The 11,784-nt window shown below is 40.2% G+C and carries 14 protein-coding genes, 1 tRNA gene and 1 pseudogene; 9 read left to right on the top strand and 7 right to left on the bottom strand.

Annotated elements, in window-relative coordinates; all coding sequences use genetic code 11:
* Positions 1–59 precede the first annotated feature (59 nt).
* On the top strand, positions 60–329 hold the full coding sequence (locus tag Q0L00_RS19680) for a glycoside hydrolase family 95-like protein (protein ID WP_363318520.1): 270 nt from the start codon (positions 60–62) through the stop codon (positions 327–329).
* Between the two features lie 806 nt (positions 330–1,135).
* Here Q0L00_RS19680 and Q0L00_RS07220 read toward each other — a convergent pair.
* From Q0L00_RS07220 to Q0L00_RS07215, 3 genes and pseudogenes are all read right to left on the bottom strand, one after another.
* Positions 1,136–1,591: pseudogene (locus tag Q0L00_RS07220) on the bottom strand (IS3 family transposase); the annotation flags it as partial.
* A 12-nt stretch (positions 1,592–1,603) separates the two neighbouring features.
* Positions 1,604–1,963: an IS3 family transposase gene (locus Q0L00_RS19675; RefSeq protein ID WP_363318519.1), complete on the bottom strand. Its 360-nt coding sequence runs from the start codon at positions 1,961–1,963 to the stop codon at positions 1,604–1,606.
* Positions 1,964–1,995: 32 nt separating this feature from the next.
* Positions 1,996–2,316: a transposase gene (locus Q0L00_RS07215; protein ID WP_297336199.1), complete on the bottom strand. Its 321-nt coding sequence runs from the start codon at positions 2,314–2,316 to the stop codon at positions 1,996–1,998.
* 298 nt (positions 2,317–2,614) lie between these two features.
* On the opposite strand from Q0L00_RS07215, the gene Q0L00_RS07210 reads away from it, so the two are divergent.
* The 3 genes from Q0L00_RS07210 (at position 2,615) to Q0L00_RS07200 (ending at position 4,691) form a co-directional block, all read left to right on the top strand.
* A complete protein-coding gene (locus Q0L00_RS07210) occupies positions 2,615–2,863 on the top strand; it encodes a transposase (protein WP_297336198.1) in 249 nt (82 codons plus the stop codon).
* Between the two features lie 168 nt (positions 2,864–3,031).
* Positions 3,032–3,751, top strand: a complete 720-nt coding sequence (locus Q0L00_RS07205) for a hypothetical protein (RefSeq protein ID WP_297336197.1) — start codon at positions 3,032–3,034, stop codon at positions 3,749–3,751.
* A gap of 76 nt (positions 3,752–3,827) precedes the next feature.
* Complete coding sequence (locus Q0L00_RS07200) at positions 3,828–4,691, top strand: helix-turn-helix domain-containing protein (RefSeq protein WP_297336196.1); 864 nt, start codon at positions 3,828–3,830, stop codon at positions 4,689–4,691.
* A gap of 709 nt (positions 4,692–5,400) precedes the next feature.
* On the opposite strand, the gene Q0L00_RS07195 is transcribed toward Q0L00_RS07200, so the two are convergent.
* Positions 5,401–5,473 (bottom strand) — tRNA-Met (locus Q0L00_RS07195).
* A gap of 120 nt (positions 5,474–5,593) precedes the next feature.
* Here Q0L00_RS07195 and era point away from each other — a divergent pair.
* The 4 genes from era (at position 5,594) to Q0L00_RS07175 (ending at position 8,942) form a co-directional block, all read left to right on the top strand.
* Positions 5,594–6,487, top strand: coding sequence for a GTPase Era (gene era, locus Q0L00_RS07190; protein ID WP_297336195.1), 894 nt, complete (start codon positions 5,594–5,596; stop codon positions 6,485–6,487).
* Positions 6,488–6,489: 2 nt separating this feature from the next.
* Positions 6,490–7,803: a ribosome biogenesis GTPase Der gene (gene der / locus Q0L00_RS07185; RefSeq protein ID WP_297336194.1), complete on the top strand. Its 1,314-nt coding sequence runs from the start codon at positions 6,490–6,492 to the stop codon at positions 7,801–7,803.
* 75 nt (positions 7,804–7,878) lie between these two features.
* Entirely contained in the window at positions 7,879–8,109 is a 231-nt protein-coding gene (locus tag Q0L00_RS07180) for a hypothetical protein (protein ID WP_297336193.1), read from the top strand.
* 197 nt (positions 8,110–8,306) lie between these two features.
* Positions 8,307–8,942 carry a SprT-like domain-containing protein gene (locus Q0L00_RS07175; protein WP_297336192.1) on the top strand — a complete coding sequence of 212 codons (636 nt, stop codon included), beginning with the start codon at positions 8,307–8,309 and terminating at the stop codon, positions 8,940–8,942.
* Positions 8,943–9,011: 69 nt separating this feature from the next.
* On the opposite strand, the gene scpB is transcribed toward Q0L00_RS07175, so the two are convergent.
* Both scpB and Q0L00_RS07165 read right to left on the bottom strand, forming a co-directional pair.
* Positions 9,012–9,572 (bottom strand): SMC-Scp complex subunit ScpB, encoded by a 561-nt coding sequence (gene scpB / locus Q0L00_RS07170; RefSeq protein WP_297336191.1) that lies wholly within the window; start codon positions 9,570–9,572, stop codon positions 9,012–9,014.
* Between the two features lie 3 nt (positions 9,573–9,575).
* A complete protein-coding gene (locus Q0L00_RS07165) occupies positions 9,576–9,959 on the bottom strand; it encodes a TraR/DksA C4-type zinc finger protein (RefSeq protein WP_297336190.1) in 384 nt (127 codons plus the stop codon).
* A 179-nt stretch (positions 9,960–10,138) separates the two neighbouring features.
* Between Q0L00_RS07165 and Q0L00_RS07160 the strand changes: the two genes are divergently transcribed.
* Positions 10,139–11,203 (top strand): isoaspartyl peptidase/L-asparaginase, encoded by a 1,065-nt coding sequence (locus Q0L00_RS07160; protein WP_297336189.1) that lies wholly within the window; start codon positions 10,139–10,141, stop codon positions 11,201–11,203.
* 347 nt (positions 11,204–11,550) lie between these two features.
* On the opposite strand, the gene Q0L00_RS07155 is transcribed toward Q0L00_RS07160, so the two are convergent.
* Positions 11,551–11,721, bottom strand: a complete 171-nt coding sequence (locus tag Q0L00_RS07155) for a hypothetical protein (protein ID WP_297336188.1) — start codon at positions 11,719–11,721, stop codon at positions 11,551–11,553.
* Positions 11,722–11,784 lie beyond the last annotated feature (63 nt).

Below are 11,784 nucleotides of genomic sequence, written 5' to 3'. Positions count from 1 at the left end.
TTTTATCCGAAATAAAGAAAAGTCAAAGCGGGTTTTTCAAAGCCATACTGTAGATTCAAATGGAATTCACATTCTTCACTTGCTACCAGCTTTTGCCCAGTAGCTGGTCAAACGGTGAAATAACCGGGCTAAAAGCACGGACCGGTGTAGAGGTAAATCTAAAGTGGACTAAAAGAAAATTATTAGCTAGCGAGATAACTAGCAGTTCCGGAAAACCAATAAAAATTATATACAGAGGAAGAATGGAAACTATTTATCCTCAATCCAATGTAAAATACATAGTTGACATCGTTAATTTCACTATTATTTCCACCCTTCAAATAAAATGATATTGATCTGTTTGGAAGAGGGAGAAAGAGCTCCGCGAGCTATCGGTATTAACGTTAATAGCAAGTCTCTTGGTTGACTGCAAATATTCCCTTGAACCGCATCATCCGTGCACCTCTTTCTTGAATGGATGTTCCGAATAAGTGATATCAAAGGAATACTGTTTATTTTCCAAAATTATCACAAATCATCCAAAGGCATTCTTCTTTGCCACAGGATCGATCTGATTTACGGTACGTTGTATTCCATCAATCCCTGGGGGAGTCAAGACCTTTTCGGCACTATACAAAGAAAAAATACTCAGAATTGTATGTCTCGTCCAGCTTATAAGCCACTTTTCTCCAGTAGCTTATCCTTTCTGGTTCGCTTTGCAGAGTAGCTCACTAATGAACTAATTTGAATGGCTTTGAATCTCATTTATCCCTTTTGCCATTCCTATGTCAAGGAGCTTAAAATACTCGATCCTCAAATTTATCCAATTAACAAAAATAGCCCATACCTAATTCATAACTAGTTACTTATGACTAGGCCAAGAATAATTGTAACTGAACCGAATGATCGGTGTTAAAAGCAGAAGAAAACCTGATTAAAATTTTCCTTTATGGATAGGAAAAGTTTGACGAATTAAAAGCCCAGCGACACTTTAACTCATTTAAAAATATGTGTGGATTTGCTACAAAAAGATGGACAATATTTTAAGGTCAGTTGTGAATTGATTTGATTTAATTCCGCCTGCCGCGGGGCTACTCAAATTACCTGGTGGATTTTGAAGGAAAAATCCCCCAGATAATTTCGAGTTTGACTGCTGTTATGCCGCAATTTTTGATTTTGTTTTTCCGAATTGTTCAGGGGTGAGGTACTTCAAGAAGGAGTGCTTTCTTTTTTTATTGTACCAGATTTCTATGAATTCGAAGATTTCTACTCTCGTTTGATCGATCGTTAGTTCAGGTATATGATAAATCAATTCTGATTTGATGATTTTAAAGAAGCTTTCCGCCACAGCATTATCCCAACAATTTCCTTTTCTACTCATACTTTGCCGGATTTGGTAGGTTTTAAGTAGGCTGCGAAACTCCCCACAGGCAAACTGTACTCCCCGATCTGAGTGAAAAATCAGCTCTAATGGGGTAACCGGTCTATTGAGGATAGCCATCTTAAATGCCGCTATTACGGTTCTTTCTGCCTCCATGGTCGTACTCATGGACCATCCGATAATTTTTCTATCAAACAGATCCATGATAAGGGTTAGGTAAAGCCAGCCTTGGCTGGTCTTTACCTAAGTGATGTCCGACACCCACTTTTCACCCGGTTTACTGGCTGTAAAATCCCTGTTTAATAGGTTCTCAGAAGGATGGTGTTCATGATTTGAGTCAGTGGTGGCGACCCTAAATTTCTTGCAGATAATGCTCCGGATACCTAGTTGCTTCATCAGTCTGGCTACTCGGGGTCTGGAAACAAGCATGCTCCGGTCTCTGAGTTCGGAGGTAAGCTTTGGGCTGCCCAATCGAAACTTGGACTGCTGATGCAATTCTAGAATTGTTGCTTTAAAAGCTTGATTTTCTAAAGCTCTTTTTGAAGGTTTTCTAATAAGCCAAGCATAAAAACCACTTCTGGAAACCTCAAAAACCCGGCACATCTTCTCAACAGCAAATTCTCCTTGGTGCTCTTTTATGAACCGGAATATTTGTTGTCGCTCTTGGAGAAGATGCTTACAGCCTTTTTTAGGATGTCCCGTTCAATCTGTGCTTCCTTTAAGGCCTTTTTTAATTCAGTAATTTCTCGTTCTTCGGGTGTGAGTACTGGCTTGCCATTGCCTGTAAAACTATGGTCGCCTGTGGCTTCAAACTCTCGGACCCAGCGTCTAACCAGGTCGCCAGAAATACCCAACTCCCGACCAACCTCAGTGAAGGTTTTGCCAGTTTTGTGAAGTTCAACTACCATAAGTTTAAAAGCTTTGTCAAAGCTTCTTCTTGTTCTTGTCTCTTTCATTGATTCTAAGTTAAGGACGCTTAACTTACTGTCCAAGCAAATGTATACACTCCAATCCTACCAAATGACTCCAATGGAGTACCAAAAAGCGGCTTGCTAGTGATGAATTAATTCAAACTACGAAAGCATTAAAGGTAGAAATATAGATGCGGATTTATCGAGGTGCCTATTTAGCTTCATATATTGATGTTGTCAATCCAGCTAAAAAAACGGACTACAAAAAACTGGATGGAGAGAATGAGCATCCCCCAAAAATCGGGACAGTAAATTAAGTTAAAAAGTAACTTAATTTACTGTGATGACCACACGAAGAAAATTTACATCCAAGTTCAAGACCAAGGTGGTTTTGGAATTGTTAAAGGAACGCTCTTCCTTAGCCGAACTGGCCCAGAAGTACGAAATCGCCCCCCAGCAACTCAGCAACTGGAAGCGGGAGTTTCTCAACGGTGCCGAGGAGGTCTTTGAAAAAGGCGGCAAAAATAAGAAAGACCCGGCCGATGAGGAAAGCATGATACGCAAGTGTGGTCATATTGCACACAACGTTTAGTATATGAAGCGTAGCGCCCGAATGGGAGCTATGATTTCATATACAGTGTTATGAGCTTTTTTACATTCTTCATTGTCACTGGAAAATTGTCCATGCTTAAGTCTTTTATCTCCATTCCAAGGCCCCTTATTTAGTTCTACATTTGAAGTGTAACAAGAATAAGTCAAAATGAAATTTAAAAGTTTAATCCAAATAAGTAGCCTAGTTCTAATTCTAGGGATAACAATTCAAGCATTTTCTCAATCTAAAAAAAGTAATATTATGGACAACACAAAAAATGAAAAAATCGGATTATTAGTAATCATGAAAGCGAAAGAAGGTAAGGAGCAAGAAGTGAAAGAGTTTCTTCTAGGTGGTTTATCATTGGTAAATGCAGAACCAAAAACTGAATCTTGGTTTGCATTTCAAATAGATGAACAAACTTTCGGAATTTATGACACATTTGAAGCGGAAGAGGGCAGACAGGCACACTTAAAAGGAGAAGTGGCAAAAGCCTTATTGGCCAATGCTGGAGATCTTTTAGAAGGTTTTGATGCTAGCACAGACATTAAGACTGTTGATGTTCAAGCAAGTAATCATAAAGTGGGTAATCAGAATAAGGGATTGTTGGTGATTATGAAAGCCAAAGAAGGAAAGACATCTACAGTGGAGGATTTCTTGCAAGCGGGCAAGTCATTGGTGAGTTCTGAGCCTGCAACTTTATCATGGTATGCTTTTAAAATCAATGAAGAAACCTATGCCATTTTCGATACGTTTGCAGATGACGCTGGCAGAGATGCTCATTTGACAGGGAAAGTAGCAGCAGCGTTGATGGAGAATGCGCCTGTAATTTTGGAAGGCTTTGATGCTTCAGCAATTCAAAAAATTAACATTCTAGCTTCAAAATAAATATTTGATTTAAGAAAGGAGTGCTTTTGGCACTCCTTTTTTTTAAAATTTGAATGAGCTAAAACATAAATTTAGTATGGCCCAAATAATTATAGACAAACAAAACGGGGAACTTGCGTTTAGATTAGAAGAGTTAAACGATCTAAGCCAGTTTGATCATCTACAAAGAAGAAATTATTATTCTATCGTTTTGTTATGTGGAATTAGCTATGAACTAAGCGTTGATTTTCAAAGTTTTGAATTGCAAGGAAATCATATGATTTGTTTGGCTCCGTATCAACCTTTCATGATACGTTCTGAAGAAAAGTGTCAGGGTTATTTATTGAATTTTCATCCCGATTTTTTTTGTACATATAGACATCAAAACGAAATAGAGACCGAGGGAATCCTTTTTAATAATTTCCATGGTTTACCCTATTTTACTGTAAACGAGCAAAGCCTATTTCTTAATTTGATTGATCAAATTTCGAAAGAGATGGACAAAGACTCAATCGCTCAGCATGAAGTTCTTGTGGCATTTTTAAAAGTGTTTTTAATAGAAGCGGTCAGACATAAGAAACAATTTGATCAACAATTAACTCCCGGATTGTCAGATTCAAAAACAGAAATTTTACAAAATTTAGTCGATGCAATTGAGAGTAATTATTGCAAATTGCATTCTCCCCAAGAATACGCAGATGAACTAAGTGTAAGTCCTAAAACTTTAGCCGGTATCGTCAAGAAATATCTCAATCAAACGACTTCATCCTTAATTTCAAATAGGATAATTATTGAGGCGAAACGAGAACTTTATCTAACTTCTAAACCAGTGAAACAAATTGCTGCTTTTTTAGGTTATGACGATGAATTCTATTTCAGTCGTTTTTTTAAAAAGAAGGTAGGAGTATCACCTGATATTTATCGTAAGACAGTTGGTTTTGCTAAACTAGAGTCAAATTAATTGCTCATAACGGGGCAGGGTAGCCCATTTTTCTTATTACGAATCACTACTGTCCGACTATTCTATTTTAGTCGGACAGTAGTGAATCTAAATAGTAAGAATAAAATCATGGAATCATTCCAAAAATCAATTCACATACTTTTATATAAAACCATCTTTACATTTTTACACTTTTAAACACAACGATTTTGATCCCTGACGGTAAATGAGTATACCAGTCCATCACAAAACCACCTGATTATGTGGTCAGTACTCAAATTTTTAGGAACACTTTTCATCAGTTTCATTGCAATGGCCGGGGCATTGGGCGCTGAAAATCCCTTTCCTCTATTTGCCGTTGCCTGGGGAATTTGGATAATTTATATCATCAGCTTGCGGTCCAAAAGAAAAAAGAGACTCAGTATAAAGGCTATCCATTACCCTCTAATTTTTCAATAATCCTGGGTTTTCAATTCAGTAAACCCGAATCCATTTGAATGATTTTGTTTTCCAAGGCTTCAAGATTCTCCAAAACTCCAATTCCATTGAGCATCTGCCAAAAAACTATCAAAAACCGGAAAGGGGGACAAAAAAGGGGACGAAAAGAGGGACAAATTTGAGTAATTTAGAGCCAATTGGAACCGATTTGAATCGGTTTTATTCACAAACTGCATCAATAGCCCTATAAAACACAAAAAGTTGACCGTAAAACGATCAACTAATTGTTTAGTAGCGGGAACAGGACTCGAACCTGTGACCTTCGGGTTATGAGCCCGACGAGCTACCAACTGCTCCATCCCGCGATATATCTTTTAAGGATTTTACCTTATATTTCTTTTTGACCCGCCCTTCCGGCGAATTGTGATACAAAGGTAAGGAGAAACTATATAAAATCAAGTACCTTTGTGAAAAATTTAAAAGAAATGAGCATATCAAATCACAAGGCAGGATTCGTCAATATTATCGGAAAGCCCAATGTTGGGAAATCCACACTGATGAATATCCTTGTGGGTGAGCGACTTTCCATCATTTCCCCCAAAGCCCAAACAACCCGGCACCGCATTGTGGGACTGACCAATACGGAGGATTATCAAATCGTTTTTTCGGATACCCCAGGAATGTTGGAGCCCAAATATGAACTCCACAAAAGCATGATGAGCTTTGTTAACATTTCCTTAGAAGATGCAGACATCATTGTTTTTGTGACAGATCTTTTTGAAAAGGACACAGAGATTGAAGGGATCATCAACCGAATCAATCAGTCTGGCATCCCCGTTCTTCTGGTGATCAACAAAATCGATCTTGCCAAAGAAGGACAACTAGATGAGGTTACCTCCTATTGGACTGATCGGATCAAAGCTTCAACGGTGATCCCAATTTCAGCATTGGAACAATTTAATACCGAGCGAATCCTTCAAGAAATCCTGGATCGATTGCCCGTGCATCCCCCATTTTACGACAAAGAGGAACTAACTGACCGCCCCGAACGGTTCTTTGCCTCCGAGATCATACGGGAGAAGATATTCAAAAACTACAAAAAAGAAATCCCTTACTCCACCGAAGTGGGAATTGAGGATTTTCACGAGGAAGAAAAAATCATTCGGATTCGAGCCAGCATTTTTGTTGAGCGAAATAGCCAAAAAGGAATCCTTATTGGTGAAAAAGGCAAGATGCTCAAAAAGGTAGGAACCGAAGCCAGAGAAGACATGGAAGCCTTCTTTGGCAAAAAGGTCTTCCTGGAAACTCACGTCAAAGTCGAATCCGACTGGCGTAAAAACAAAAGTAAACTGAAAAAATTTGGGTACGACCCAACCTAATTATGGCAAATATAGTAGCAATCGTAGGCAGACCAAACGTAGGAAAATCTACGCTTTTCAATCGATTGGTCGAAGAACGAAAAGCAATCGAAGACAATATGAGTGGGGTTACCCGTGACCGTCACTATGGCCATGCCCAGTGGTCTGGTAAATTCTTTTCAGTTATTGATACTGGAGGTTATGTGACCGGTTCGGATGATATCTATGAGGCCGAAATCCGAAAGCAAGTCAAACTGGCCATTGAAGAATCCGACGTGATTCTATTTGTGGTGGATTGCAATGATGGGTTGACTGATTTGGACAAAGAGTTTGCCGATGAGCTTCGGTCCAGCAAGAAACCCATTTTCATCGTAGCCAATAAGGCTGATAACCTCGAAAAATCCTTAATGGCCAATGAATTCTATGCCTTAGGCCTGAGTGATTTTGAAATTTTTCCTATTGCCGCAGTGAGTGGAAGTGGTACGGGTGAGCTTTTGGATGAAGTAATTACTCATTTCAAAGATGAGGGAATCGAAGATCCGGATGCGGACACACCAAAAATCTCCATTTTGGGTAGACCCAATGTGGGTAAATCCTCTTTTCTCAATGCCCTGATAGGCAAAGAACGATCCATTGTCACCAATGAGGCCGGCACCACTCGAGATGCCATTCACACCAGATACAAGCTTTTTGGACAGGATTTTATCATCACCGATACGGCTGGAATTCGAAAGAAAGCCAAGGTCAAAGAAGATATTGAATTTTATTCAGTCATGCGTTCCTTACGTACCCTGGAAGAATCCGATGTCATCATTGTGATGGTGGATGCTACCAGAGGATTAGAAGCACAGGACATCAACCTGATCAGCTTGGGAATCAAAAACAACAAAGGCATCATGATCATGGTCAACAAGTGGGACTTGCTTGAAAAGGACCATAAGACGATGAATAAAATCAAAGAAGACATGATGGAGCGATTGGGTGAACACAAGTGGATTCCCATTATTTTCACTTCAGTGACGGAGAAGCAACGGATCTTTCAAGCGATCGAATTGGCTGTAAAAGTCTATGAAAATAAAAACCGCCGGATTCCCACCTCCAAGCTTAATGATTTATTGCTTCAGGAAATCGAACGCTATCCTCCACCGGCTTGGAAAGGAAAGTACATCAAGATTAAATATGTGACCCAATTACCCACCAAAAATCCGGTCTTTGCTTTTTTCTGTAACCTGCCCCAGTACATCAAAAACCCCTATACCCGCTTCTTGGAAAATCGTTTACGCGAAAACTTTGAATTTGAAGGAGTTCCGGTAAAAATAATTTATAAAAACAAATAAAAAATATTTGAGCGGTTCTTGCATTATTGGAAAAATAGCAGATACCTTTGCATCGAATTAAGAAAACCACAAAAAATGAAAAAGGTATTTGCAATTTTCGCAATCGCTGGCTTGATGGCAACTGCATCTTGCGGCAACAAGGAAACTTCTGAAGAGGCTACTGAAGTAGTAGAAACTGTAGAAGAAACAACTCAAGAGGCTGTAGAAGCTACTGAAGAAGTAGTAGAAGACACTATCGAAACTACTGAGGAAGCTGTAGAAGAAACAGTGGAGACTGTAGAGGAGAAAGTAGAAGAGGTAAAGTAATTTACCAGCCTGCTTAACATTGGAGAGTCCCGGAATTCGGGACTCTTTTTTTATCCCTCCTACCTCCACCCGACTGGCTCAGCTGGAATCCTCCCTACTAAAAGCGCCATTCCAAATGAGCCTAAAGCAGGTGTGGGATTCCCCGAAATAGGAATCAAATCTTAAATTTGTTACCCTCAAATTCCTTATTTTTAGGCATGAATCCGACGGAAAAACTTCAGCTTATTCTTTCCAAGCATCTCCCTGAAAAAAGCATCCCCTACTGCCTTGACCTATGGGTTAAAAATGGATTCAATTTTACGGTCACACCCGCTCGGAAAACCAAATTGGGTGACTTTCGCTGGCGACGGGATAGCAAACGGCAAACCATCACCATCAACGGAACGCTTAACCCTTATCAGTTCCTAATCACGTACATTCATGAAGTAGCTCATTTGCATACCTATTTGCATTTTGGAATTGAAACAGCACCTCATGGAAAAGAATGGAAAAGCACCTTCCAACAATTGATGATCCCGCTTTTAAAACCTGAAATTTTCCCCAAAGACATTTTGATTCCGCTGTCGCGACATATGCGAAATCCGAAAGCGAGTTCGGCTGGAGATTTATTTCTTACCAAAGAACTCAGCAAATACGACTTAAATCACCACGTTTCTGAGGAGGTTTTTTTAGCTGATTTAAAGCCGGGATTGTGGTTTGAACTTCAAGGAAGAAAATTCCAAAAAAAAGAAACCCGTCGCACTCGGGTTCTTTGTGAAGAAATTCCTTCGGGTAAAAAATTCCTGATTTCTCAACTTGCCAAAATTAAACCCTTGGAAAGCTCAGGATTGTAGAATTACGAAGTAAGATTACGAGGCTGATTTACCCTCAGCTCCCCAGCGTTCAGGCTCTACCCGCCCAGTCTATTCCCTCTCTTCACCGATCTCATTATTCTGCTGTGAAAAGTCCTTGGGCTGGGGTAAATCTTTGATCGAGTTGATGCCAAAATACTCCATAAACTTGGGGGAGGTGCCATAGATCATAGGTCTTCCGAGCCCCTCTGATTTCCCTTTAATTTCGATCAGTTCTTTTTCTAAAAGTTTGGTCACTGAATAATCCGAATTGACTCCCCGGATCTGTTCAATTTCTCCTTTGGTAATCGGCTGCTTGTAGGCAATAATGGAAAGCGTTTCCATTTGTGCGGTCGATAGGCGCTTTTGACTTTGCTGTTTGAGTAAAATCGAAATACTGGTTTGATAGGCGGGTTTGGTTAAAAATTGATACCCTCCACCCAGGTGTTCCAAGGCAAATGAAAAATCATCCTGAAGGTATTTCGTCCGCAAATCTTCAATGGCCGATTCGATATGGTCCATAGGAATTTCAGCCTCAAACATCTCGGTAAGACATTTTCGGATTTCATCCTTTGACAATGGGCCAGGATTGCAAAATATCAATGCCTCAATATGCCGATGTAAGAACTCCAAGGTTTATTTTTTTGCCATTTTGGCCTCGATTGAATGCATGGTATGGGGTACTGCTCTCAATCTTTCCTTGCTGATCAATTTGCCGGTATCCACACAAACTCCGTAAGTGCCATTCTTAATCCGGACCAGGGCGTTTTCCAGATTAATGATAAATTTCTGCTGACGGGCCGCCAACTGACTCAAGCTTTCACGCTCAAGGGTATCCGCGCCATCTTCCAAAAGCTTTGAGGTTGAAGCAGTATTATCGGTCCCTGTATCATTCTTTTTGCTGAGGGTCTCTTTGAGAGAATTAAACTCCTCTTTTGCCACTGCTAATTTCTGAAGAATGATCTCTTCAAACTCCTTCAATTCATCCGGAGAATAGGCGGTTTTTCCTTCCTGACTCATAACATTTTGGTTAGGTGATATTACTTGGACGTCCCTTTTAAAATAAAGTTCTCTAAAATACATGCCTCTGGTGGATTTACAAAAATATTCGTCATACCGATGATCAAATTTTCTTGGCCATTTAATCAGAAAAGCTGATTTTTAAGCAAATTAATTTCATTTTATCCTCCATCACTCCCATGAAAAGCCTCCATATCTTCCTATTTCTACTTCTTATTTTAATCGTTTCTTGTAGCAAACCGAAAGAAAATCAACCGATTACCAACACGGAAGCTCCAGTCGATTTTGCCTTGGCGATTCACGGAGGTGCAGGTACCATCAAGAAAGAAAATTTGACCGCTGAACAAGATGCTGAGTACCGTGCAAAACTCGAGGAAGCGCTCAATGCGGGCTACGCAGTTTTGGAAAATGGTGGAGAAGCTTTGGATGCAGTAGTTGCCGCGGTCAAAGTCATGGAAGATAGTCCGCTATTCAATGCGGGTAAGGGAGCTGTTTTCACCAATGAAGGAAAAAATGAAATGGATGCAGCCATCATGAATGGAGCAGACCGAAATGCCGGTGCAGTCACCGGTCTTACCCGGATCAAAAATCCGATTACCGCAGCACGGGCAGTGATGGAAAACTCTCCCCATGTCTTTATGAGCGGAGCGGGTGCCGAGCAGTTTGCTCTGAGTCAGAATCTCGAAGAAGTGGATCCAAGCTATTTTTACACGGATTTCCGCTTTGAACAATTGGAAAAAATTCGGGAAACAGAAAAAACCGAACTTGACCATGCTGCACTGATGGAACTTGAATTAAAAGACCCATTTTTCAACGATCGAAAATTTGGCACGGTCGGGGCAGTTGCCAAGGATAAAAAAGGGAATATCGCCGCAGCCACCTCTACCGGAGGAATGACCAATAAACGATTTGGACGGGTAGGTGACGTGCCAATTATTGGTGCGGGAACCTATGCGGATAATGCTACCTGTGCAGTCTCTGCAACTGGTCATGGAGAATACTTTATCCGGACGGTAGTGGGTCATGAAATCGCTTCCCTGATGCGGTATGGAGGAAAATCACTGGCAGAGGCCGGAGATGAGGTGGTCATGAAGCAACTGGTGGAAATGGGTGGCTCAGGAGGAGTGATTTCCATCGATAAAAATGGAAATATTGCAATGCCCTTTAATTCTGAAGGCATGTACCGTGGCTATCGCAAAGCCAATGGGGAAGCTAAGGTAATGATCTACAAGGAGGAGAAATAACCCTCAATGGTCAGAAGATAGGTCTCTTCAATTAGGCCAAAATCCTCTGGGAGGTTGCGATTCATTGACCAGAAAAATTTACCCTTCTTTAGGCCAAACTTAGGAAGAGGAGAGTTTTTCGGAGAAATCCTATCCCTTTTCTGCTGCGGAGGCTCTTGGTATTTTCAGTAGGGCTGGCCTTCAGTTCTGCAATAAAGGTTGTGGATACACCAGCATACCCCCATTTACTCTATTTCACTAAAACGAATCGACCCCAAAACCAAAAAATCTGGAAGGAAACAATACCCTTTAAGGTAATTTCCATCAAGAATGTAACTAAAATTCATCTTTTTAATACCAACAATTTATCAGGCAACCGCCTTTTCCTCATGGAGTATTTTTTCTAATCTTTTTTTCAGGACAGCATCTTCGACATCGATTCGATATTTCATAATCAAATATTGCTTGACTTCAGCTAGATCCTTGAATTCGCTTACATTGAGTCTTTCTAATGCGCGGTTGATTAGGCCTTTTTCCATGGGTTTGGGGTGTTTGTCTCTCTAATATACAGAATTTTAAAATTGCTTGGTTAAGCCAACTAC

It is taken from the genome of Algoriphagus sp. (genome assembly GCF_024305035.1).
GTDB lineage: Bacteria > Bacteroidota > Bacteroidia > Cytophagales > Cyclobacteriaceae > Algoriphagus.
Note: the sequence above shows the minus strand (reverse complement) of the source record. Positions and strands in the feature narration are given on the sequence as shown.

Bases quoted from the DNA above. Each gene is read 5' to 3' on its own strand.
- Q0L00_RS07160 (WP_297336189.1), top strand. From the start codon at position 10,139: ATGAAAAGCCTCCATATCTTCCTATTTCTACTTCTTATTTTAATCGTT.
- Q0L00_RS07175 (WP_297336192.1), top strand. From the start codon at position 8,307: ATGAATCCGACGGAAAAACTTCAGCTTATTCTTTCCAAGCATCTCCCT.
- Q0L00_RS07205 (WP_297336197.1), top strand. From the start codon at position 3,032: ATGAAATTTAAAAGTTTAATCCAAATAAGTAGCCTAGTTCTAATTCTA.
- Q0L00_RS07165 (WP_297336190.1), bottom strand. From the start codon at position 9,959: ATGAGTCAGGAAGGAAAAACCGCCTATTCTCCGGATGAATTGAAGGAG.
- Q0L00_RS07210 (WP_297336198.1), top strand. From the start codon at position 2,615: ATGACCACACGAAGAAAATTTACATCCAAGTTCAAGACCAAGGTGGTT.
- Q0L00_RS19680 (WP_363318520.1), top strand. From the start codon at position 60: ATGGAATTCACATTCTTCACTTGCTACCAGCTTTTGCCCAGTAGCTGG.
- Q0L00_RS07200 (WP_297336196.1), top strand. From the start codon at position 3,828: ATGGCCCAAATAATTATAGACAAACAAAACGGGGAACTTGCGTTTAGA.
- Q0L00_RS07180 (WP_297336193.1), top strand. From the start codon at position 7,879: ATGAAAAAGGTATTTGCAATTTTCGCAATCGCTGGCTTGATGGCAACT.
- era (WP_297336195.1), top strand. From the start codon at position 5,594: ATGAGCATATCAAATCACAAGGCAGGATTCGTCAATATTATCGGAAAG.
- der (WP_297336194.1), top strand. From the start codon at position 6,490: ATGGCAAATATAGTAGCAATCGTAGGCAGACCAAACGTAGGAAAATCT.
- Q0L00_RS19675 (WP_363318519.1), bottom strand. From the start codon at position 1,963: ATGTGCCGGGTTTTTGAGGTTTCCAGAAGTGGTTTTTATGCTTGGCTT.
- Q0L00_RS07215 (WP_297336199.1), bottom strand. From the start codon at position 2,316: ATGAAAGAGACAAGAACAAGAAGAAGCTTTGACAAAGCTTTTAAACTT.
- Q0L00_RS07155 (WP_297336188.1), bottom strand. From the start codon at position 11,721: ATGGAAAAAGGCCTAATCAACCGCGCATTAGAAAGACTCAATGTAAGC.